The 21,538-nt window shown below is 67.4% G+C and carries 20 protein-coding genes and 1 tRNA gene; 8 read left to right on the plus strand and 13 right to left on the minus strand.

The window, feature by feature from the left end; genetic code table 11:
* Positions 1 to 77: 77 nt before the first annotated feature.
* Positions 78 to 1,094 carry a pirin family protein gene (locus ACEN9K_RS15255; RefSeq protein ID WP_018769244.1) on the plus strand — a complete coding sequence of 339 codons (1,017 nt, stop codon included), beginning with the start codon at positions 78 to 80 and terminating at the stop codon, positions 1,092 to 1,094.
* Positions 1,095 to 1,146: 52 nt separating this feature from the next.
* Here ACEN9K_RS15255 and ACEN9K_RS15260 read toward each other — a convergent pair whose 3' ends face one another.
* Together ACEN9K_RS15260 and ACEN9K_RS15265 are read right to left on the minus strand one after the other, a co-directional pair.
* A complete protein-coding gene (locus tag ACEN9K_RS15260) occupies positions 1,147 to 2,097 on the minus strand; it encodes an N-acetylglucosamine kinase (RefSeq protein ID WP_056394132.1) in 951 nt (316 codons plus the stop codon).
* Between the two features lie 96 nt (positions 2,098 to 2,193).
* A complete protein-coding gene (locus ACEN9K_RS15265) occupies positions 2,194 to 3,168 on the minus strand; it encodes a LysR family transcriptional regulator (protein WP_018769242.1) in 975 nt (324 codons plus the stop codon).
* Positions 3,169 to 3,286: 118 nt separating this feature from the next.
* Between ACEN9K_RS15265 and ACEN9K_RS15270 the strand changes: the two genes are divergently transcribed.
* Together ACEN9K_RS15270 and ACEN9K_RS15275 are read left to right on the plus strand one after the other, a co-directional pair.
* Positions 3,287 to 4,525 (plus strand): MFS transporter, encoded by a 1,239-nt coding sequence (locus ACEN9K_RS15270; protein ID WP_488315851.1) that lies wholly within the window; start codon positions 3,287 to 3,289, stop codon positions 4,523 to 4,525.
* 138 nt (positions 4,526 to 4,663) lie between these two features.
* Positions 4,664 to 5,167, plus strand: coding sequence for an Lrp/AsnC family transcriptional regulator (locus ACEN9K_RS15275; protein ID WP_026265760.1), 504 nt, complete (start codon positions 4,664 to 4,666; stop codon positions 5,165 to 5,167).
* A 22-nt stretch (positions 5,168 to 5,189) separates the two neighbouring features.
* Here the strand turns inward: ACEN9K_RS15275 and ACEN9K_RS15280 are convergent, their stop codons facing one another.
* On the minus strand, positions 5,190 to 6,437 hold the full coding sequence (locus ACEN9K_RS15280) for an MFS transporter (protein WP_134163748.1): 1,248 nt from the start codon (positions 6,435 to 6,437) through the stop codon (positions 5,190 to 5,192).
* Between the two features lie 170 nt (positions 6,438 to 6,607).
* Between ACEN9K_RS15280 and ACEN9K_RS15285 the strand changes: the two genes are divergently transcribed.
* Together ACEN9K_RS15285 and corA are read left to right on the plus strand one after the other, a co-directional pair.
* Entirely contained in the window at positions 6,608 to 7,102 is a 495-nt protein-coding gene (locus ACEN9K_RS15285; protein ID WP_026265759.1) for an Lrp/AsnC family transcriptional regulator, read from the plus strand.
* Positions 7,103 to 8,098, plus strand: a complete 996-nt coding sequence (corA, locus tag ACEN9K_RS15290) for a magnesium/cobalt transporter CorA (RefSeq protein ID WP_018769237.1) — start codon at positions 7,103 to 7,105, stop codon at positions 8,096 to 8,098.
* Here the strand turns inward: corA and ACEN9K_RS15295 are convergent.
* From ACEN9K_RS15295 to galU, 7 genes are all read right to left on the minus strand, one after another.
* Positions 8,095 to 8,838 (minus strand): Pr6Pr family membrane protein, encoded by a 744-nt coding sequence (locus ACEN9K_RS15295; RefSeq protein ID WP_223992190.1) that lies wholly within the window; start codon positions 8,836 to 8,838, stop codon positions 8,095 to 8,097. The genes corA and ACEN9K_RS15295 overlap by 4 nt on opposite strands.
* Before the next feature lie 105 nt (positions 8,839 to 8,943).
* Positions 8,944 to 9,096, minus strand: a complete 153-nt coding sequence (locus ACEN9K_RS15300; protein WP_018769235.1) for a hypothetical protein — start codon at positions 9,094 to 9,096, stop codon at positions 8,944 to 8,946.
* A 10-nt stretch (positions 9,097 to 9,106) separates the two neighbouring features.
* The gene (locus ACEN9K_RS15305; RefSeq protein ID WP_155845557.1) at positions 9,107 to 9,493 is read right to left on the minus strand and encodes a hypothetical protein; all 387 of its coding nucleotides are present in this window, start codon (positions 9,491 to 9,493) and stop codon (positions 9,107 to 9,109) included.
* Between the two features lie 136 nt (positions 9,494 to 9,629).
* Positions 9,630 to 9,705, minus strand: a tRNA-Ala gene (locus ACEN9K_RS15310).
* Between the two features lie 131 nt (positions 9,706 to 9,836).
* Positions 9,837 to 10,760: a hypothetical protein gene (locus ACEN9K_RS15315; protein ID WP_144600058.1), complete on the minus strand. Its 924-nt coding sequence runs from the start codon at positions 10,758 to 10,760 to the stop codon at positions 9,837 to 9,839.
* A gap of 105 nt (positions 10,761 to 10,865) precedes the next feature.
* Positions 10,866 to 11,486 (minus strand): GNAT family N-acetyltransferase, encoded by a 621-nt coding sequence (locus ACEN9K_RS15320; protein ID WP_018769232.1) that lies wholly within the window; start codon positions 11,484 to 11,486, stop codon positions 10,866 to 10,868.
* A 4-nt stretch (positions 11,487 to 11,490) separates the two neighbouring features.
* Positions 11,491 to 12,396: a UTP--glucose-1-phosphate uridylyltransferase GalU gene (gene galU / locus ACEN9K_RS15325; protein WP_018769231.1), complete on the minus strand. Its 906-nt coding sequence runs from the start codon at positions 12,394 to 12,396 to the stop codon at positions 11,491 to 11,493.
* 107 nt (positions 12,397 to 12,503) lie between these two features.
* Here galU and ACEN9K_RS15330 point away from each other — a divergent pair, with 107 nt between their 5' ends.
* The 3 genes from ACEN9K_RS15330 to cpaB all read left to right on the plus strand — a co-directional run bounded on the left by ACEN9K_RS15330 (position 12,504) and on the right by cpaB (position 14,357).
* Entirely contained in the window at positions 12,504 to 13,124 is a 621-nt protein-coding gene (locus ACEN9K_RS15330) for a 5-formyltetrahydrofolate cyclo-ligase (RefSeq protein WP_488315848.1), read from the plus strand.
* Between the two features lie 110 nt (positions 13,125 to 13,234).
* Positions 13,235 to 13,501 (plus strand): FmdB family zinc ribbon protein, encoded by a 267-nt coding sequence (locus ACEN9K_RS15335; protein WP_018769229.1) that lies wholly within the window; start codon positions 13,235 to 13,237, stop codon positions 13,499 to 13,501.
* Between the two features lie 112 nt (positions 13,502 to 13,613).
* A complete protein-coding gene (gene cpaB, locus ACEN9K_RS15340; protein ID WP_495634612.1) occupies positions 13,614 to 14,357 on the plus strand; it encodes a Flp pilus assembly protein CpaB in 744 nt (247 codons plus the stop codon).
* A 27-nt stretch (positions 14,358 to 14,384) separates the two neighbouring features.
* Here cpaB and ACEN9K_RS15345 read toward each other — a convergent pair whose 3' ends face one another.
* The 3 genes from ACEN9K_RS15345 to ACEN9K_RS15355 all read right to left on the minus strand — a co-directional run bounded on the left by ACEN9K_RS15345 (position 14,385) and on the right by ACEN9K_RS15355 (position 21,512).
* Positions 14,385 to 18,674: an AAA family ATPase gene (locus tag ACEN9K_RS15345; RefSeq protein ID WP_495634613.1), complete on the minus strand. Its 4,290-nt coding sequence runs from the start codon at positions 18,672 to 18,674 to the stop codon at positions 14,385 to 14,387.
* A gap of 128 nt (positions 18,675 to 18,802) precedes the next feature.
* Positions 18,803 to 20,392 (minus strand): glutamine-hydrolyzing GMP synthase, encoded by a 1,590-nt coding sequence (gene guaA / locus ACEN9K_RS15350; protein ID WP_056394155.1) that lies wholly within the window; start codon positions 20,390 to 20,392, stop codon positions 18,803 to 18,805.
* Positions 20,393 to 20,519: 127 nt separating this feature from the next.
* Positions 20,520 to 21,512 (minus strand): IS481 family transposase, encoded by a 993-nt coding sequence (locus ACEN9K_RS15355; protein WP_495634614.1) that lies wholly within the window; start codon positions 21,510 to 21,512, stop codon positions 20,520 to 20,522.
* Between the last annotated feature and the right edge of the window lie 26 nt (positions 21,513 to 21,538).

A 21,538-nucleotide genomic window follows, 5' to 3' on the forward strand; every position in this document is an offset into this window, starting at 1 on the left:
GAATCCCTACTGTAATCATTCGGTACCCCGCTTGGCGTGGATGGGTAGCCGAAGCCGGGCGGGCCTAAAGTGGAGGCGTGACCAACTTGGAAGTTTCACCCCAGCAGGAAGTTTGTCCGCCCGCACCTGCCGGAGGCACGTCGGGCCCGTGCCTGCAGCTGTGGCCCGAACGTGAGGTGCCCCTGGGCGGGGTGCGCGCCATGAACGTCAAGCGCACCCTGCCCCAGCGCGGACTGCCCACCATCGGCGCGTGGTGCTTCCTGGACAGCTTCGGGCCGGACCGTACCGCCATGTCTGTCCTCCCCCATCCCCATATCGGGCTGCAGACGGTGACGTGGCCGCTGGCTGGGCACATCCGACACCGGGACAGCGTTGGCAGCGACGTGGTAGTGCGCCCCGGGGAGCTGAATATCATGACGGCGGGGCACGGGGTCTCGCACTCTGAATTCGCCGTGCTTCCCGACGGCGGGGAGTTGCCGCTGCAGCGGGGCCTGCAGCTCTGGGTGGCCCTTCCCGACGGGGAGAGAAACCGGGAGCCGGCGTTCGAACAGCACCGGGAACTGCCGCGCGTCGCCGGCCACGGCTTCACCGCCACCGTCATGGTGGGTGGGTTTGCGGGCGTCGTGTCCCCCGCGACGATGTTTTCGCCGATCGTTGGCGCGGACGTTTCCTGCGAAGGGGACGCGGTACTGCCACTGGACCCCGCCTTTGAGCACGGCATCCTGGTGCTCGACGGCGGCCTGGCGGTGGACGGGCAGGACCTGCCGGCGGGGCCGCTGGGCTACTTGGGCACCGGCCGCAGCGAACTCCGGATGGAGGCCCGCCCCGGCACGCGGTTCCTGCTGATTGGCGGTGAGCCGTTCGGTGAAGAACTGCTGATGTGGTGGAACTTTGTGGGCCGCACCCACGACGAAGTGGAGCAGGCCCGGGAGGACTGGGAAGCGCAGGCCGGGCTGCCGGATGCCGAAACGGCTGCGGCCAGGTATGGACTGGTGCCAGGCCACGGTCCGGAAGCCGGGGCGGAGGCCGGCCGCATTCCCGCTCCCCCGCTGCCCGGCGTGCGGTTGACGCCCCGTAAGCGCGCCGTCGACTAAGCGCGCCGCCTGGCCCGCTGACGGGCAAGCGCGGTTTGGTTCCTGTCGGCCGTCAGGCCGGTTCGGCCAGGAGTTGCAGGACGCCGAACACCGGTTCCTGGTCCAGGACCCTCACGTCAGTGATGCCGCCTGCTTCGAGGTTCCGGCGGAATGACTCCTGCAGGGGTGCCACGTTCATGCCCAGGCCGCCGCCCAGGATCACCGGACCTTCAATTTTCAGCTGGCCCAGCACCTGCCCGGCCAAGGCGGCAAGGTCGCGGCCGGCCTGCTCCAGCAGGGCTGCACTGTCCTGGTGCCCGGCAGCGGCCGCTTCCACGACATGCCTGGCCTGCTGGGCCCAAAAGCGCCGTCCCGTGTCCGGGGAATGGAACAGCGCAATCAGCTTGTTGGGGTGGTCCAGGCCGCAGGATGCCAGGAGGGATGCCGTGAGCTGGTCAATCGGCAGGCCCTGGTTCATCCTGCGCAGGCTGTGCCGGACCGCTTCCCTGCCCAGCCAGTAACCGCTGCCCTCATCCCCCAGCAGGTAGCCCCATCCGCCCGCCCGGGCCTCGCCGCCGTCGGCGTTGCGTCCCCAGGCAGCCGAGCCGGTACCTGCAATGACCGCAACTCCCGTACTGGCACGGCCCGCGGCCAGCAGCAGGCGGGAGTCGTGGACAACGGTGATGCGGGCCTCCGGGACGAGTGGCTGGATCAGGGCCGCCAGGGCGGCGGCGTCCTCGTCGGTATCGATTCCGCCGGACCCTGCGTACACCCGGTCCACGCGGCCGCCACCGATCCTGGCGAAAAGCTCCGCCAGGTTCCGTGCTGCCTGGTCGCGGCTGACGTTCTGGACGTTGGAGCTCCCCGCCGCATCGTCCGCGACGGGCACTCCGTCTTCAAAGCGGATGCCGTGTGTCTTGGTGCCGCCGATGTCCAGGCCGATCGTGACGCCGTGCAGTGGGTTGCCTGGCGAGTCTGTGGCGTGCTGGTCGGGACTGGTGGAGGGGTTCTGGGTGTTCGTCACGTCACAAGGGTACTTGCGTGGCCTGGCTTTGGGGCGCCGCGCCTGCCTTCCGCGGAGGCGCTGCCGCCACCCGCCGTCGTCATCCGGTTCCCCGGGTCAGCGGCCCGCCCTGGTGACCAGCCCGGCCAACAAGCGTGGCCCCTGGGCCACCACCAGCTCGCGGAAGAGCCTGGCGGGAACGGGTTCGGTTTCGGGTTTCCGGCGCCGCCAGCTCACTCCGACTTCCCGGAAGGCCAGCTCCGAGTCCAGCGGCACCTCCACCCAGCCGAGGTCTCCGGTTTCCGGGCGCAGCGTCCTGCCGGGGGCGTCGCCGCCGGGCGGCAGGATGCTGACGCCCAGGCCTGCCGAGACCAGCCCGCGGACCGTGTGTGAATCCTGGCTCTCGAAGGCGATCCGCGGCCGGTATCCCGCCTCGCGGAACAGGGCGTCCGTCAGCGAACGCAGCCCGTATCCGGTTCCCAGCGCCACAAACGGTTCCGTCCGGATATCGGCCAGCCGGGCCATCCGCTGCCTGGCCAGGGGATGGGCGTGATGCACCACCAGCCGGAGCGGTTCCCGGTACAGCGGGGCCGAATCGAGGGTTTTGCCCGCCGGCGCCACGGGAGCGGTGAGGGCCAGGTCCGCTTCCCCGGATGACAGCTCTTCAAGGCATGCGCTCCGGGCGCCCTGGCTGAGCCGGAACCCGGTCCCGGGATGCCGGGCACGGAAGGCGCTGATCAGCAGGGGCAGGGTGGCCTCGCCGAAGGTGTGCTGGAAAGACAGGGACACGGTGCCCCTGACCAGTTCGGACTCGTTCCGGACCAGGTCCAGGCCGGCCTGGAACTCCGCGAGCGCCTGCTCGATGTAGGGCAGCAGGGTGCGGGCTGCGGGCGTCAGGCGGACACCGCGGCCGTCCCGGACCAGGAGTTCGGTGCCGACGGCGGCGCTGGCCCTTGCCACTGCCCTGCTCACCGTCGATTGCGGTAATCCGAGGAGTTCGGCCGTCTCCGTGACGTGTTCGGTCCGTCCCAGCTCGGCGAGTACCGGCATGAGGGGCAGCAGTTGGGCCAACTGTTTCCGGTCCGGTTCCATGGCTGCTCCCTTGCCGGCTCCCGAGCTTTCCCGGAACCGGGAAGCAATCCGATATTGCTATCAGTTTGGCATGAAATATGCATGGAAGCATTCATTGCCCGGGGACTACGCTTGCTTGATGCCACAGAAAGCGAGCTCCGGCACGGCGGCTTCCCCTCCGTGGAACGGCCATCCCAAGGGGTCCAGGGCCTACGGGCGGATCCTGGCCGGTCTGTCATGCGCAGGGGTTGCAACGTTCGCGCAGCTTTACTCCACCCAGGCGGTCCTGCCCCTCCTGGCGGCCGATCTGCGCGTCACTGCCGCCGAGGCTGCCCTCACCATTTCCCTGGCCACCGTGGGTTTGGCCGCAACCGTGATCCCCTGGTCCTTCCTGGCGGACCGGATCGGCCGGGTGAAGGCGATGATGTGGGGCATCACGGCGGCCACGGTGCTGGGACTGCTGGTGCCCCTGTCCGCCAGCTTCGGCATGCTGCTGGTCCTCCGGCTGTTGGAGGGGATGGCGCTGGGCGGAATCCCCGCCATCGCCATTGCCTACCTCAACGAGGAGGTCAGCAAAGCGCACGCCGCGCTTGCCGCCGGAAGCTATGTTGCCGGGACCACCCTGGGGGGACTTTCAGGGCGGCTCGTGGCCGGCCCTGTCGGCGAACTCTGGGGGTGGCGGTCGGCAGCCCTGGCAGTTTCCGTGCTGGCGACGATTGCCGCCGCCGCCTTCCTTGTCCTGGTGCCCCGGGCCAGGGGTTTTGTTCCTGCCCGGGCCGCCGGACTCCGGAGCGCCGTCCGGACGCTCGGGGGCCACCTTAGGAACATCCGGCTGCTGGCCCTGTATGCCCAGGCCTTCCTGATGATGGGCGGGTTCGTGGCCGTCTACAACTATCTGGGGTTCCGGTTGTCGGGCGCCCCGTTCGGGCTGCCGGCCACCGTGATCAGCCTGATCTTCCTGGCCTATCTGTCCGGCACCTTCTCCTCCCGCTGGGCAGCGGGGATGACCTCGAAATACGGGCGCCGGAACGTGCTGCTGGGCGGACTTGGCCTGGCTGTTGGCGGCCTTGCCCTGACCCTCACCCCGTCCCTGGTGCTGATCCTGTGCGGGCTGGTGGTGTTCACGGGCGGCTTCTTCGCAGCCCACAGCATCGGCTCCGGCTGGACGGGCGCCATCGCCAGCACCGGCCGCGCGCAGGCAGCGTCCCTTTACAACCTGGCCTACTACCTGGGCTCCAGCCTCCTGGGCTGGGCAGGTGGCCTGGTCTTCCAGGCCTGGGGCTGGAACGCACTGGCTGGAGCCGTGATCGCCCTGGCGTGCCTCACTGCCGCAACTGTCGCGGTCGTCCATTCCCGCGCGGAAACGGCCGCTGCCTGACTCGGCGCCGCACTCGAATTAACACGCTCCAGCAGCTTCGAGGATAGAGCGGATGTTCGGCAGGACGCGTGCCTGTGGAGCCGATGGTGGAGATTCTGCGGTCTAGGATGAACTAAGGACCGTGTGGAAGGAACCGCCGTGAGTACGAATGCGAGGAACACCAGGCCCGGGGCGCATCTGGAGCCGCTGGATGCCATTGACGAGCGGCTCCTTGCGGCCCTCGTGGCAGACGCCAGGATTTCCAACAAGCAGCTCGCCGAAATGGTGGGTATTGCGCCGTCGACCGCCTTGATGCGCACCCGCGCCCTCTCGGAGCGTGGGATTGTGCAGGGCTATGAGGCGAAGCTGAGCCTGTCGGCCATCGGCCGGTCGGTGCAGGCCCTGGTGGCCGTACGGCTCCGCGCCCACGACCGGGACCAGATCGACCGTTTCACTGCGCGCGTGCCGCACCTGCCCGCCGTGCTGTCGACCTTCCACACCTCAGGTTCGGTGGACTACCTGCTGCACATCGCCGTCGGAAGCACCGAAGACCTGCGGGACTGGGTCCTGGACAATTTGGCTACCGATCCCGTGGTGGGCCACACCGAAACCACGCTGGTCTTTGAACACATCCAGGGCAACCACGGCCCGCTTCCGGACTAGCGCCGCTGTAGATCCACCCGGCTCAGACGGACCCCTGTTTCGTTGCTTTGATGGAAGCGGTGAGGGTGACGGCTGACAGGGCGAGTGCCGCCGAGCCGCACAGCAGGACGAATCCCTGCACCGCTGCCGCCATTCCGAACACGGCGCTGGCCCAGCCCAGGCCGAGGACCGGCACGGCGCTGCCCAGGTAGGTGATGACGTACACGGTGCTGATGATCTGCGCGTGGCGTGCCGGCTCCACCTTGCCCGCCACCTCGTTGAAAACCATCCGGAAGGCCATGCCCTGCCCCAGGCCGGCGGTAACGGCAGCCCCAACGAGCAGCAGTGGGCTGTGCCATGCGCCGGCGGCTCCCAGCAGGATGACGGAGACGCCCAGGACGGCCAGCCCCGCAGGCACGGCCAGGCGCCCGCGCAGGGTCACCAGCTGGCTCAGGGCTGACGCCCCCAGCGGAAGGCCGGCCAGCACGCCGATCAGTGGCCGGGAGTCCGTGCCCAGGACCTGCGCGAAGTAGCCCGGGGCCAGTGACAGGGAGAAGCCAAACACGGCAAAGCTCAGGAAGCCGACGCCGGACGCCAGCCAGAAAGCGCCCCTCGCCTGCCGTGAAACGGAGGGACGGCGCGGGGCAAGGACGTGCAGCGGGCGGGACACTGCCGGCACCATGATGGCCGGGCGTGCGCGGATCAGGTACAGCGGGACAAGGAGCGCGGCCAGCAACAGCGAATGGACGACGTACGGAGCCGTGGTGGCACCGGGAAGCAGCGACAGCAGTCCGCCGATGACGGGACCCGCCGCTACGCCCCCCGAGGAGGCCAGCAGCGTAAAGCGCGATGCCCACTCCGGCCGGGACGGGAGCAGCTCGCGAAGGGCTGCCGCGCTGGCCCCCGTGGCGAGCGCAACGGCCATTCCCTGGAGCGCCCGTCCGGCGCACAGGGCAGCCAGCGTGCCCGCTTCGGCGAAGATCCAGCCGCCCGCCAGTCCGGTCAGGACAGCGACCAGGAGGGCGGCCCGGCGGCCGATATGGTCCGACCAGTGCCCGGCGAGCAGCAGCGTCCCCACCAGGGCCAGGACGTAGCTGGCGAAAGCCGCCGTTACGTCGAGGCTGGACAGCCCGAGGTTGGCCTGCAGCAGGGGGTACAGCGGGGTGGCAAGGTTGGCGCCCACCAGGAGCATGAAGATGACCGCGCCGGAAATCACCAGCCGCGCCGTAGTGGTGGCATTCCATCCGCTGGCCGTGGCCGGGCGCATGCGCAGTTCGCTGAAGACCGTCATTGTGCCGCCTTAGGGGTCGCCGCGGCGGGTGGTCCTTGTGGGAGCCCGGCGCGGATACAACTGTGATGGTTCAAGAATGCGGTACCGCTGCGCCATATCTTTCGACCTTGCAGGGATAATTGAGCAAAATCATCAACTTATGGTTCCACGAATGATGGAGAGTGACGATCTTGAACAAACTGGACCCCACGGACCTGAAGATCCTGCTGGCCCTCATCCGGGATCCCCGCATCCAGATCGGTGAGCTGGGCGAGTCCCTGGGCATCGCCCGCAACACGGCCCAGTCACGGGTTCGCCGCCTGCTGCGCAGCGGGGTGCTGCGCCCGGGCGGGCGCGAGGTTGACCTGGAGGCGGTGGGCTATGACGTGGTGGCCTTTGTGACCATTGAGGTCTCCCACCGGGAGCTGGACGGCGTCGTGGCAGCACTGCGGCTCATCCCGCAGGTCCTGGAAGTCCACGAGATCTCCGGCCGCGGCGATGTCTGGTGCCGGGTGGTGGCCACGGACACCCACAACCTCCAGTCGTCCCTGCGGCAGGTCCTGCGGATCAAGGGTGTCATCCGGACAGAGACCGTGCTGGCCCTGCACACCCATATCCCCTACCGGACCGAGCCCCTCATCAGCGGCCTGAGCAGTGCCGCAGCTCCGGCGGCTAGGATTTCCTGAATGACCATCATCGATAACGCCGTCTACGTCAACGGCGTCCGCCATGCAGAGCCCGACAGTCTTGAGCAGACCTTTGAGACCCTGTCCCTGCATGGCGGCATGGCATGGATCGGCCTCTACCGGCCCACGGCGGAGGAAATGGCGGCCGTGGCCAGCGAGTTCGGACTCCATGCCCTCGCAGTGGAGGATGCCGTTTCGGCCCACCAGCGGCCCAAGCTGGAGCGTTACGACGACAACCTTTTCACCGTCCTGCGGCCCGCCCGGTACGTGGACGAGGACGAAACCGTGGAATTCGGCGAACTCCACGTGTTCACCGGCAAGAACTTTGTGGTGACGGTGCGGCATGCGGAAACGGCAGGCGTTGCCAGGGTGCGGCAGCGGCTGGAGGGGCGGCCTGATCTCCTGCGGCACGGGCCCGAAGCGGTGCTGTATGCCCTGCTGGACCGGGTGGTGGATGACTACGCCCCGGTGGTGGCGGGGCTGGAAAACGACATTGACGAGATCGAGGACCAGCTGTTCAGCGGCGATTCCTCCGTGTCCCGCCGCATTTACGAACTGGCCCGGGAGGTCATCCAGTTCCAGCGCGCCATCCACCCCCTGCCCGAGATGCTGGACCAGTTGAAGCGCGGCTTCGAGAAGTACGAAGTGGAAAGCGAGCTGCGGCATAACCTGCGTGACGTGGAAGACCACGTTGAGCGGGTGATTTCCCGGGCGGACTCCTTCCGGGACTTGCTGCAGAACGCCCTGACCCTGGACGGGACACTGACAGCCAACCGGCAGAACGAGGCCAGCGCCGAGCAGAACGAACAGGTCAAGAAAATCTCGTCCTGGGCGGCCATCCTGTTTGCGCCCTCATTCGTGGCCGGGATCTACGGCATGAACTTTGACAACATGCCCGAACTCCATTGGTCCTTCGGCTACCCCCTGGCGCTGCTCCTCATGGTGGCTGCCGGCGGCCTTATGTACGGCATCTTCAAGAGGAAGGGCTGGATCTAGCGGGGCGGGATCACCGTCGCGGGCAGCCGTCCGGTGGCCAGCGCCACCCGCATATTGCCCACCGCGTGCACCATGAGGGAAACAACCAGGAATGCCACCAGAACCTGGCCGGTGGAACCCAGCACCCTCACCCATCCGCCATCGAGGGTTGGGTCAAGGAAGTCGTACACGTACCATCCGTCAAGGCCGCCCCGGATCCACGAAAACGCAAGGAAGGCCACCGGGTAGCCCAGCCAGGCAAGGGGCCGCCACCAGGGACCTCGGACCGTCCGGGTGACGAGAATCCAGTCAAGCGCCGCCACCAGCGGGGCCAGGCGGTGGTGGGCAACCTGCGGCCAATACAAATCCCATGTCCACCACGGCTCTTCCGGCGGAGCCACGAGCACGATGTAGATGATGCCCGTCATGACCATGTACAGGACCAGCGCGCCGAACATCTGGTCCCACCACAGCGGCGGCCGGCGTCGCCGCAGCACCCCTGAAATGATCAGGACAAGCCCGAAGACAAGATTTCCCTGCACAGTGAATTCCGAATACAGCTGCGGGACATCCACGTCGTTGCCGGGCAGGGTGGCGTCGAAGGTCTTTTGCACGATTGCGGCCAGCACGACAAGACCGACGCTGATCCGGGTGGCCCGGATCCATGGGCGGTCGGGGTGCAGGGCACGGTTGATGGCAAAGTTGCGCACGACCGGCGGAGCCAGCTGTGGGGGGTGCCCTTCCTTCTTCGTGAGGCTCATGGAGCAAGGGTCACGCCGGCAGGAGGAAAAAGACAGGGTCCTTCGACCGCTAACGCCCACCGCCCACCCGGGCCGGTGACAGCCGGTCCGGGCAGGCGGTGACGGTCAGGCGTTGGTTCTGCGCTTCAGCCAGCCCCAGACGCCGGTGGCGACGAAGAGGACCAGGCCGATGATGGCGAGCCAGAGAAGGCCCTTCACGACGAAGCCGACGATGGACAGGATGAGCCAGAGGACAAGAAGTCCGATGATGATTCCCATGAGGCCCACTCTAGGCCCCCACCCATCCGATCGGGCCTGCATCCGGGGGCGTTTTGCCTATGGGAACGGTAACGCGTCCCGCGGTTCCGTCCACCACCACTGTTTGCCCGTTCACGAGGGTGCGGGTTGCGGACCTACCTTCCAGCTCACTGCGTTTGGCGGCGCGGGCCAGCACACGCCGGCGGTGCCGCTCCTTCTCCGCCGGCGGCAACGCCCCGCCGTCGGGCATTGCCGCAAGTTCCTCGAAGCGCAGGTGAGTGACATCCGTGGGCCCGGCCAGGACACCGGCTTCCGTGAGGCGCCCGCCCAGCGTATGCGGCGGCACCGGAAAGCCTCCGCGCAGCAGTTCGCCCAGGTTGGCGCCCTTTGCCCGGTCTGCGGAAGCGGCTCGTTGCATCAGGGCCACGGGAAGGGACGAGCGAGGGAAGGATCCGCGGAGTCCACCCGCGGACAGGAATCGCCCCGGCGGTGGGCACCTGCGTTTGAAAAGGAAGGCAAACCAGGTGTTCTGGCTCTGGCAACACGCCTGCAAATGGTGGAGCTAAGGAGATTCGAACTCCTGACCTCTTCGATGCGAACGAAGCGCTCTACCAACTGAGCTATAGCCCCGGAATCGGCCGCAACCTGCAAGGCGTTCCAGGATGGTGCGGAACCGGTGTCCCTAGGCTACAAATTTTCCCGGCCCAACGCCAATTGACGCTCCGGCCGGCCGCGGGATTCCAAGGCGCGCCGCCCAAACTTTACGCGCGCCGGCGCTGAAGAACGTCGTCGAGGTTGCTCAGCGCGCTCTGCGCCTTGGTCAACTGCTGATCGGCCACCTGCTGTGCTTCCGCGGACTCCGCTGCCTGCACCCCGGCAGCGCCCTGCTTCAGGGACGGCTTGCCAACTGCCTTGGGCGCCTCAGGAAGTTCAAGAGGCTGCGGCTCCGGGCGCTTTGCCTTGGCTGCGTCCACGTAAACGGGCTTGGGGACTTCCACCGGCTCCCAAGGGGTTCCCGCCGGAGTGGCCGGGGCCGCCTCTGCAGCACTGGTATCGCCGGCAGCCACCGCGACGGCGAGGGCTGCTTCACGAAGCTCAACTGCCGTGAGCCGCTTGATCCCGGCCTGGCCTGCCTCGGCATCGAAAAGCGGGCTGTCCGGCCGCGCGGGGGCGGCCTCAGGTTTTGGGGGAATCGCGTCGGCCGTCTCCGGGCGGCGTGCAGGCGCACTCATGGCCGAGCGGAACGCAGCATTGACCTTTGCCTTGCGGTCGCGGACGGCGAGCATACGCAGCAGCGCCACCGACCCGACAGTCAGCACCGTGCACAGGATCGGAAGGGCAGGCGAACCGATGCCAAAGGCAGCCAGGATCCCGGAAATGAATGCCGTGACAAGGGAGAGCAGCCCCACCAGGGCCAGCGCGGTCCGGCCGTAGCGGATGCGGAGCCGGGCCGGAGGCGGGGTGCTGGCAGCGCCGGCACCGGGTGCCGGACTCTTCCTGGGTTCCATGGCTTTCTCCTGCTGGGCGGCGACGTTCAAGACCAGGCCGGCGTGCGGATCCGGCCCCTCATCGGCGGGGGCGTCTGCCAGGAAGTCGACGGCAGGCTGGAACTGGTGCCGGCGGTTCCGGAGGACGTAAGGGGCAACCCATACAATCCAGAGCGCGACGGCAACCACGAGGATCACTGAGCTGCTAAGGGGGAAGTCCACACTCAAAACCGTATGAGCATCATGCCTGCTCAGGCCGCATTAGCCCCGGTGTGTCGTGCCCCCTCTGGCAAACCGTTGGATTTATGACCGGCGCGAGGCCAGCCAGGGGCCCAGCAGGCCCTCCGGGACTTCTTCCGCGGTGAGGGCGAAGGAACGGTGGTCGGCCCATTTGCCGTTGATGTGCAGGAAACGGGGCCGGTACCCCTCGTCCCGGAATCCCAGCTTTTCCACCACCCGCAGGCTGGGTCCGTTCTCGGGCCGGATATTGATTTCCATCCGGTGCAGGCCGAGGGTCCTGAAGCAGTGGTCCGTCACCAACGCCACGGAGGTGGGGGCGATCCCCCGTCCAGCCCGTGCCTGGTCAACCCAGTAGCCAAGGGTTGCCATCATGGCCGAACCCCACACGATTGACGACACGGTCAACTGGCCCACGATGGCGGGGCTGCTGAGGCCCGGCCTCCACTCGGTAATAAGGAAGGGCAAAGCTGTGGCCTGCGCGGCCTGCACTTTGAGCGACCGGACCATGTGCCGGTAATCGGGCAGCCCACCGCCCGGATCCGGATTGGAGGCCTCCCACGGCTGCAGCCACTCACTGTTGCGCGAGCGCACCTCCATCCATTCATTCTTGTCGCGGTACCGGATGGGCCGCAGGACCAAGTCGCCGCACTCCAGGGTGACCGGCCAGATGGGACCACTGCGCATGGCGCTAGCGGGAAAGGTCCGAGGTGAAACCTGGCAGCCATTCCCGCAGGCCCGGGCCCAGGTCGTCGCTGTCGATGGCGAGCTGGATGCAGGCCTTGAGGTAGCTGAGTTTGTCGCCGGTGTCGTAGCGCCGGCCCCGGAACACGACCCCGTACACCCCGTGCCCTTCACCATCACCGGAGGCAAGTTCCTGGAGGGCATCCGTCAACTGGATTTCCCCGCCCCGGCCCGGTTCGGTGTGTTCAAGGACGCCGAAGACGGCGGGGTGCAGGACATAACGCCCGATCAGGGCCAGGTTGGAGGGCGCTTCCTCGGGTGACGGCTTTTCCACCAGCCGGTTGACGCGGACGTAGTCTTCGCCGTCGATGTCCTGGATGTCCGCACAGCCGTAGGCGCTGATCTCCGACGGCTCCACTTCAATCAGGGCGACGACGGACCCGCCGGTTTTGGCCTGGACGTCAATCATCGTGCTGAGCAGTTCGTCGCGGGCGTCAATCAGGTCATCTCCCAGCAGGACGGCGAAGGCTTCGTCACCCACGTGCTGTTTTGCGCGGAGCACCGCATGGCCCAGGCCGTGGGGGTCGCCCTGCCGGACGTAGTGGATGTCACCCAACTGGCTGGCCGCCTGGATGGACGCCAGCTTCTCCGTGTCCCCTTTGTCCTCGAGCGTTGACTCAAGGGACGGCACGCGGTCGAAGTGGTCTTCCAGGGCCCGCTTGTTGCGGCCGGTAATCATCAGGATGTCGTGGAGGCCCACGTGGACGGCTTCCTCCACCACGTACTGGATGGCAGGCTTGTCCACGACGGGGAGCATTTCCTTGGGCATCGCCTTGGTGGCTGGCAGGAACCTGGTGCCCAGGCCCGCGGCGGGAATGACGGCTTTGCGGACTCTGGGGTTACTGGTGTTCACCGGTCTAATCTAACGTCAGCGTCAAGCATTTCAGTAACCACCGGAGCGGCAAGCCCGTGCCGGTGCGGGAAGAACCTCCCAATACGGGGCATTGCAGGAAGGACACCATGCTGCAGGAGACCAACGCAGTCAAGGACGGCATCAGGGCCGCCCACCGCCGGCGGCGGGCAGCGCTGACGCCGGCGCAGCTCGAAGCTGCCGGCGCGGCCCTGGCCGTCCATGGGGAAGCATGGGCGGGGACGGTCACAGGGAAGCACGCCTCGATAGCCTGCGTGTACCTTGGCGTGGGACACGAACCGCCCACCCTGCCCCTGATCAACGCCCTGCATCGCAGCGGCCATCAGGTACTGCTTCCGGTGTGCGAGGAAGGCCGGGAATTGAGCTGGGTGTTCTGGACGCCGGAGACCAGCTTCGAGCGCAGCAAATATGCACCAATCCTGGAGCCCACGGGGCACCGTCACGGGCCGGAAACGGCCGGTGGCGCAGCGGTGCTCTTTATTCCGGCCACCGCAGTGGACCTCGCCGGCAACAGGATCGGGCAGGGCGGAGGCTACTACGACAAATTCCTGGGGCACCTGGCTACGGCAGGGAAGGAAATTCCCCTGGCCGCTGTTATCTACGATGACGAATTGCTGCCCGCCGGCCGGATACCGGCCGAGAAGTTCGACCGACCGGTCCCGGCCGTCCTGGCCCCGTCCGGATACCGGCCATTGGCGGGCAGCGCCTGAGCCCGTCCATTCGGGCACAGTGATAGAATTAGCACTCAGGCCCTGCGACTGCTAACGGTTTACCCGGTGGCAGCACGGGACCTCTCGTTTGCCCAAGAGGAGGAGCACCAGTGCCAACATATGCTTACGCCTGCAAGGATTGCGGCCACGCCTTCGACATTGTCCAGTCGTTCTCGGACAGCAGCCTGACGTCCTGCCCGGAATGCGAGGGCACGTTGCGCAAGAAGTTCAACAGCGTCGGTGTCGTCTTCAAGGGCTCGGGTTTCTACCGCACGGATTCCCGCGATTCCAAGGGCAGCTCCGTCTCCCCCGCACCCGCAGCGACGCCCGCTGCCACCCCCGCCGCGTCGGCGCCGGCAGCAGCGGCCGCCAGCTAAGCAGCCCAGGACTTTACGACGGCGGCCGGACGCTCCCTGCGTCCGGCCGCCTTTGTCCACATAGCCGCCGTCCGGGCTCCCGTGCCGCTTTGGCGTCACCTAGCGTGGGCGCATGCCAGTACTCTTCCGACGTCGCCGCGACGGTCTCCGGTTCCCCGGCCATGTCCATGCTGCAGGTGCCCGTAACATCCCCCGCCGCCCCGGACGGCGTCCCCTGCACTCGCGGTTTGCCGGCTGGCTAAGCCGCAACCGACGCCTCGTAGCGGCCCTGCTCTTGTGCGCAGCTGCAGCAATCGCTGTCCAGCAACTCACTCCCGCCCCGCTCACCACCGTCACGGCGCTGGCCGCTGCCCGGGATCTGCCCGCGGGAACAACGGTAACGGCAGCAGACCTGGCCCAGGTCCAGGTGCCGCCCGGGATGGTGACCGACGGCTTCCTCCGGGATGGATCCGCAACCGCAGGCAAGCAGCTCGCAGCGCCGCTGCGGAAGGGCCAGCTCCTCACCGACGCCCAGCTGCTGGGCCCCGGGCTCCTGGCAGGGACGCCCCCCGGTTCGGCCGCGGTTCCCCTGCGGATGGCGGATGCCTCATCCATCCAGCTGGTCTCCCCCGGCCAGCTGGTCAACATTGTGCTGACATCAGCCAACGGGTTCGACCAGAAGGGTCCCTCTGAGGTCCTGGCGTCTGCCGTCCCGGTGCTGTGGACCTCGAACAACGGCGGCCAAGGGGGTCAATGGCTCGGCACCACCGAGACCGATGGACTGATCGTGGTGGCAGCCACCGCCGAACAATCACTGCGCCTGGCCGGCGCCTCCACCCAGGGCAGGCTGTTCTTCGTCCTGGTCGGGGCGCCCTGACCTCAAGCGTGGCCCGGATGATGTTGGTCAGCCCCAGTGCGGCGGTTTCTGTTCCTTCAACCAGGTATCGTGATCGTCCTCCCGGTCACCCCAGCTGCGGGCGTCGTCTTCCGCCGCCTTGCTCGGGAGGATCTCGTCGGTGCCCGCCGCTGCCGGCCGCGCCCCCGGAGAAGGCACCGGCGCTGCGGAATCCGCGGGAGCGGCACCGCGGTCAGTTCCGGCTGCGGCCCCGCTCCTGTTCGCGCCGCCGTTCTTGTCCAGGTCGTCGTTCCTGTTCGAGCCGCCGTTCTTATCCAGGTCGTCGTTCCTGTTCAGGTCGTTCGTGTTCCGGGTGTTGTTCTCGTTCTGGCGCATGTCTTCCTCGGGCCTGTCTTTCCCAGGCCGGTCTTCTCTCGTCGTGGTACCCGCTTCCCTTGTCCCCTGGGCGCGCCGGCCTTGGCTGACAGCCTCGGAAGGCAGGTAGGAAACACCGGCAGCAGGCGCCCCATCAATTCCGTGAAGTGCGTGGTTGAAGTCATCGTCCAGGAATCCTGTGCTGGACGTGGTCCGGCCCGGAAGCACCATCTTCTCAAGTCCCAGGTAACCGGCGATGCGGTCCGCGCAGGACGAGGGGTCCGTGAAGACCTCGATGGTCCACAGCGGCATGTACCGCCATCCCAGGCGTTCCAGCAGTTGCGGCCGCAGCCTGCTGCGCTCACGCACGCTCATGGTGCGGTACTGGGCCGTGCCGTCGGATTCGATGGCCACGGGCCGCGGGAGGTCGGGGTCGTCCTGGCCCATGGTGTTCAGGGGATCCGCCGCGGCAACCACGTCGATGGCGCCGTCGTACTGGTGCCAGACCCTGGCGCCCCGGGCCCGCAACCGGTCCCCCAGGTCCGCTACCAGCGGGTCCGCTCCCAGCGCCTGCTCGCTGGCCGCGGCACGGGACGCGGGAGTCCCGAGATCGGTGTTGCCGGAAATTTCCCGGTCCAGCAGCGTATAAAGATCCACCGCCCCGTGGGTGAGCCTGGTGTGGTCCAGGTCCTCCGGCCGGAAGCAGGTGAGCACGTGCATGGAACGGCGCGCCCGGGTTATGGCCAGGGCAAACTTCTCCCGGCCGCCCTCCGCGGAGAGCGGCCCGAAGTTGTGCAGGGCGCGGCCGTGCGGGGTCCGCCCGAATCCGGGCGAGAAAATGACGTGGTCGCGGACCAGGCCCTGGGCGCGTTCAAGGTCAACTACCCGGAAAGATTCCGGCCCGGCGCCGAAGAAGCCGGCCAGGCCCGGCTGGTTGGACAGCTGGAGCCTGATGGATTCACCAATCCTGGCGGCGTGCCGCAGGCTTGCGGTAACCACTGCCAGCGACGTTCGCGGGCGCAGGCGGGCGTGTTCGAAGACGAGCTCCACCACGCGGTTGACCTCGGCCACCACGGACTCCACGCCTTCGTCGCCGGCACTGGGCAGGCCCGTGCCGTCCGGCAGGTATTCCACCAGCAGCGACCGGTCCAGCCCCGTGGCCGACTGGCCTTCCGGCAGCCGGCGCAGGCCGCCGTCGTAAAAGTTCTTGCTCAGCTGAAGGACCAGGTCCTCGTCCACCGCCCGGTACACCACGTTGAGCCGCCACACCGGAAGCACGGCAGACAATGCCGTGAAGGCACTTTCCACCCGGTGGTGGGCCGACTCGCCGGGCGCCAGCCGTTCCACCCCGACGGTGAAGGTCCGCGGCGTGGCAATGCGCGAGTCGCCAAAGGCAATCACCTGCCGTGCACGGGCGATTGCCGGCAGGACAGCCTGAAGCGAGGTGGCTTCCGCATCGAGGATCACGACGGCGTCGAAGTGCTGTTCCGCCGGAAGCAGGCCCGTCATCAGGTACGGGCTGACAGACCAGACGGGAACCAGGGTGCCGATCAGGTCCGGAGCCTGTGCGGTAAGGGCCGGCAGGGAGACCCGGCCGTCCTTGAGCAGGCTCCGCAGCAGGTCGGCCTGGCGGGGCTGGGCAGCGATGGCTGTGCGCCACCGTTCCGCCAGGTCCCACCGCAGTCGGGCGGCGCCGCTGGCAACGTGGGCGTTGTCCGCCAGCCGGTACTCTGCCTCAAGCTGGCGCAGCGCGTCGCCGTCGGACATGGCCAGGTAGTCGTCACCGCTGATCATTGCCTCAAGCGCGGACTGCCACCAGGCCAGCTCCAGCTCGGCGGCAACGGATCCCTCCGGGACTTCCCGCTCGGCGAGGTCGGCCAGGAGCTCGCCCAGGCCGTGTTCGCGCATGTTCTCGACCAGGAGGGTGCGCTCGGGCAGGGTCTTAAGCGTGTCGGTGTCCGCCACCAGGCGCTCCAGGCGTTCCATCAGCCGCGCGTAGGGAACGGTGGACAGCGAGCCGCCGCCTTCCGTGTGCCGCAGCGCCTCACCCAGCTGTGCCAGTTCGCCGTCCAGGGACCGGTACATGGCAATCATTTCGGCCAGGCCGGAAGGTACGGCGGGGTGCCGCTGCGTGGTGGCGTAGCCCGCCCACAGGGCGCGCTGCTCCTGCACCAGCACCAGGGATGAGTGCAGGTCTGCGATGTGGACGCCCGGGCGCACGTATTCCTTGGCGACCCGGCGCAGCCTTGAGCGCTGCATGGCAGTCAGCTCGATGCCGCGCTCACGCCGCCAGGCGGACGGCGCGGTGGCGGAAATTAGGTCCGTCACGGGCCGGTCAAAGATGTCCGGGGTGAACTTGTCCAGGCTTCCGCGGACGGCGACCAGCAGTTCCAGCTGCTCGCCCCACTCGGCGAATGATTCGCCCAGGCGGATTTCGGCGTGCTCCGCAACGGCGTCCATGCGGTCGCGGAGGAGGGGAAGGCTCTTGGCGACGGAGCGGACCAGGTCCTGGGCTTCCTCCGTCTCCTTGCGGGTCAGCAGCCGGGCCCCGTGCCAGGGGCTGGTGGTGGCCGCCTTACTGAAGCTGCCCAGTTCCGCGGCGCGCCTGAGCCTGCCGGCCAGCTCCTCACGGTCCCGGATACTGTCCAGGACGCTGCGCTTGAGCCGGACGGTGGTGGCGGGCGCGGGGTGGATGGAGGTGAGCTCCGCGAGTGACTGCATGGCCTGGTAGGGCGAGCAGCCCCAACGCTCGCGAACGTTGTGGAGCGACGCCACGTGGTCCATGAGGGCGTGCCGGTGTTCCACCAGGGTGTTGTGGAGGTTCCCGAGCTGGGGTTCCAGTGATTTTTCGTTGCGCACGATCGCCCGGAGCAGCTGGCCCTTCAGCTGCTGCGCCGTGACGTTTCCGGAGAGCTGGAACAGGATGGACTCCAGCCCCAGCGACTCCAGATGCCCGGAGACCTCGTTGAGGCTGGCGCGGCGGTCGCCCACCACCAGGACAGTCTTGCCGGCGTCCACCAGGGCACCGATGGTGTTGATGGCCGTCTGGGTCTGCCCGGTGCCGGGCGGACTGCTGACCACCAGGGAGTCTCCGGCGCGGGCCGCGTCCACGACGTACTGCTGGTCAGTGTCCGCATCCAGCAGCAGCAACTCGTCCTTGGGGTGCCTGTTGTCCAGGTGGGGGAAGCGGGAGGGGTCGGGTTCCTCCACGTCCACCACTTCGCCGCCGGCAGCAGTTGCCAGCGCGGACACAAGGGGATGGGAGTCGTTGATCCAGGGATCGTCGAGGTTGCCGGAGAGGTCGGCGAACGTGGAAACGAGCAGGTTGTGCTGGGTTTCCGCGCCGTGGATGGGCCGGATCAGGGTGGCCAGCCGGTCCAGGACAGGCTGGGGGTCGAACCGGGCGGTGCTGTAGGCGAGGCGGGTCACGGCGTTGACGTCAAAGACGATCCCGTGGATGTTCTTCAGGTGCCGCACCAGGGCCGGGTTGATGTGCGCCTGCTCGGTGAGCTGCAGTTCGAAGTCGTCCTCCCCCGGCCGTACCGTGAGGGAGATGGCGGTCAGCATGACCGGAGCGGACACCCGCTGGGGTTTGCCGCCGACGGCTGACGTCCACACCACAGTGCCGGCGGACAGGTAGCCGGCATCGATGCCGCGGTCGTTGGCGAGCTCGAAGATCTTGGACCGGATGTTGCGCGAAGCGCGGGCCGCCACCACATACTGCTGCCGGTCACGGATCAGGGTGGACAGGCGTGTGCGGCGCCCGGCCATGAGCTGGGCGAGCCCGGAGGGGTGTGCCGACGTAAGGTCGATGGAGCCTTCGGGTGTCTTGGTGAAGCGCAGCATCGTGTCCGCGCCGGTAACGGGTTTAAGCCCGGACAGCCATTTGCGAAGCTCTTCCGAGCCTTCCGGGTGGCCTTGACCAACTGACACTTCTGCCTTCTTTTCTGCGCTTGCACGTGACGTCCTGGACCATACCGGCATAGATTCGAGAGTAGCCGCTTCGGCGCCGGACTTGAGCGACCGCAACACTGGAGCACGGGAAATTGCCGGGATTCATCCGGGAAAAGCAGCGGCCGGCCCCCGCTGGCGGAGGCCGGCCACTTAGGATGCTATTCCCATTCGATGGTTCCCGGCGGCTTGCTGGTGACGTCCAGGACCACCCGGTTGACGCCGTCCACCTCGTTGGTGATCCGGCCGGAGATCCGGGCCAGGAGATCGTAGGGCAGCCGCGACCAGTCGGCCGTCATGGCGTCCTCGGAGGAGACGGGGCGAAGCACGATGGGGTGGCCGTAGGTACGGCCGTCGCCCATGACGCCCACGCTGCGGACGTCCGCCAGCAGGACGACGGGCATCTGCCAGACCTCGTTGTCCAGGCCGGCTGCCGTGAGTTCGGCGCGTGCAATAGCGTCTGCCTTGCGCAGCAGGTCCAGCCGCTCCTTGGTCACTTCGCCGACAATCCGGATGCCCAGGCCGGGGCCGGGGAACGGTTGGCGGCCAACGATTTCCTGCGGCAGCCCCAGCTGGGCACCCACTGCGCGGACCTCGTCCTTGAACAGGGCGCGCAGCGGCTCAACGAGCTCGAACTGCAGGTCCTCGGGGAGGCCGCCCACGTTGTGGTGGCTCTTGATGTTCGCGGCACCTTCGCCGCCGCCGGATTCGACGACGTCCGGGTACAGGGTGCCCTGGACCAGGAACTTGATCTTCTCGCCGTGGGCAGCGGCCTCGGCGATGATGGCCAGTTCGGCTTCCTCAAAGGCGCGGATGAACTCGCGGCCGATGATCTTGCGCTTGGTTTCCGGATCGCTGACGCCTGCCAGGGCCGAGAGGAAGCGTTCCTGTTCGTTGGCGACGTACAGCTTCACGCCGGTGGCGGCCACGAAGTCGCGCTCCACCTGCTCCGCTTCGCCTTCACGCAGGAGTCCGTGGTCCACGAACACGCAGGTGAGCTGGTCGCCTACGGCACGCTGGACCAGGGCTGCCGCCACTGCGGAGTCCACGCCGCCGGAGAGGCCGCAGATGACCCGTGCATCCCCCACCTGCTGGCGGATGCGTTCCACCTGCTCTTCCAGGATGTTGCCGGTGGTCCAGTTGGGCTCGAGCTTGGCGCAGTTGAACAGGAAGTTCTCCAGCACCTGCTGGCCGTAGGCGGAGTGCTTGACCTCCGGGTGCCACTGCACGCCGAAGAGACCCTTTTCCTCGTTGGCGAAGGCAGCTACCTCCGCGCCCGCCGTCGTCGCCAGGACTTCGAAGCCTTCCGGCGCCTGGTGGACGGAGTCGCCGTGGCTCATCCAGGTCTTCTGGTGCTGGGGCATGCCCTCAAGCACCGAGCGGCTGTCACCGAGGATGGTGGTTTCGGTGGATCCGTACTCCCGCAGGCCGGTCTTGTCCACCTTGCCGCCCAGGGCGTTGGCCATGGCCTGGAAGCCGTAGCAGATGCCAAAGACGGGGACGCCGGCTTCGAAGAGGTCGGCACCCACGCTCGGGGCGCCGTCGGCATAGACGCTGGAAGGTCCGCCGGACAGGATGATGGCGGCGGGATTCTTGGCCAGGAGCTGCTCGGTGGTGTAGGTATGCGGAACCACTTCCGAATACACATTCGCTTCCCGGACGCGGCGGGCAATCAGCTGCGCGTACTGGGCACCGTAATCAACAACCAGCACCGGCTTCTGGGAAGTTTGGGATGCAGTGGGAGTAGTCACCGTAATAGCCTACTTGGCGCCGTTGCACCGGCGCACCTTGAGACGCCGTGCTGTGACGGAGCAGACGTACGACGGCGGGCGGCCGCCGCGAGGGGCCAGGCACCTCAGCGGCCGGCAGCCCGGAGGGCTAGTTGTACTGCCCAGGCAGGTTGGTTAAGCGGCTGATGGGCGGGTGGCCTCCGATTGCGGTGTGGGGCCTGTGGTGATTGTAGTGGTGCAGCCATGCCGGGAGGGCGTTTCTGCGGGCTGATTCCGTGGCGTAGAAGCGCTTGAATGCCCACCCATCGGCAAGGGTTCTGTGGAAGCGTTCGATCTTGCCGTTGGTCTGCGGGCGATATGGCCGGGTCTTCTTTGCCGTGATCCCCAGTTCTTGGCAGGTGTCCCGCCAGAGATGTGATTTGTAGGCCGCCCCGTTGTCAGAGAGAACCCGTTCCACGATGACGCCGCGGGCAGCGAACCAGGACACAGCCCTTTGCAGGACTGCTACTGCGGTGGCCGCTGTTTCATCGCCATGGATCTCCGCGTAGGCGACCCGTGAATTGTCGTCAATGACCGTGTGTACGTAGGCGGTCCCGATCAGCGGGCTACGGTGTCTGCTGCGCGGCTTTGACGGAGTCGCAGCACGGTTCTGCTTGCCTTGCTGCCGCCCGACGTAGCGCCAGCCGCCGCCGTCGGGGATGTTGCCGAGCTTCTTCACATCCACATGGATCATCGCTCCGGGAGTCACGTGCTCATAGCGGCGGATGACTTCTCCGGTGCGCTTGTCCACGTGATGCAGGCGGTTCAGCCGGCACCGGACCAGGACCGCGTGCACGGTCGAGGCCGGCATGGCCAGCTTCGCCCCGATCGCGACCGGTCCCAGCCGTTGCTTCCAGCGCAGGTGCACAACTTTGCGCACCAGCTGCTGCGGCGTCCGGTTGGCCACCCGGTACGGGCGGGAGGACCTATCAGCCATACCGGCCTCACCCATCGCGGCGTAACGGGCCGCCCACCGTTTCGCGGTCGGCCAGGAGCAGTTGAACTGCTCGGCAGCCCGGGATACCGGCCAGCCGTGGTCAACGACCAGACGCGCGACGCGTAAACGTTGGCGCGGAGTCAAAGCGGCATTAGCGTGGGACATGAGGACCTCCTGGTCGCTGCAGCGGT

This window comes from Pseudarthrobacter sp. Pseusp20, assembly GCF_059492155.1.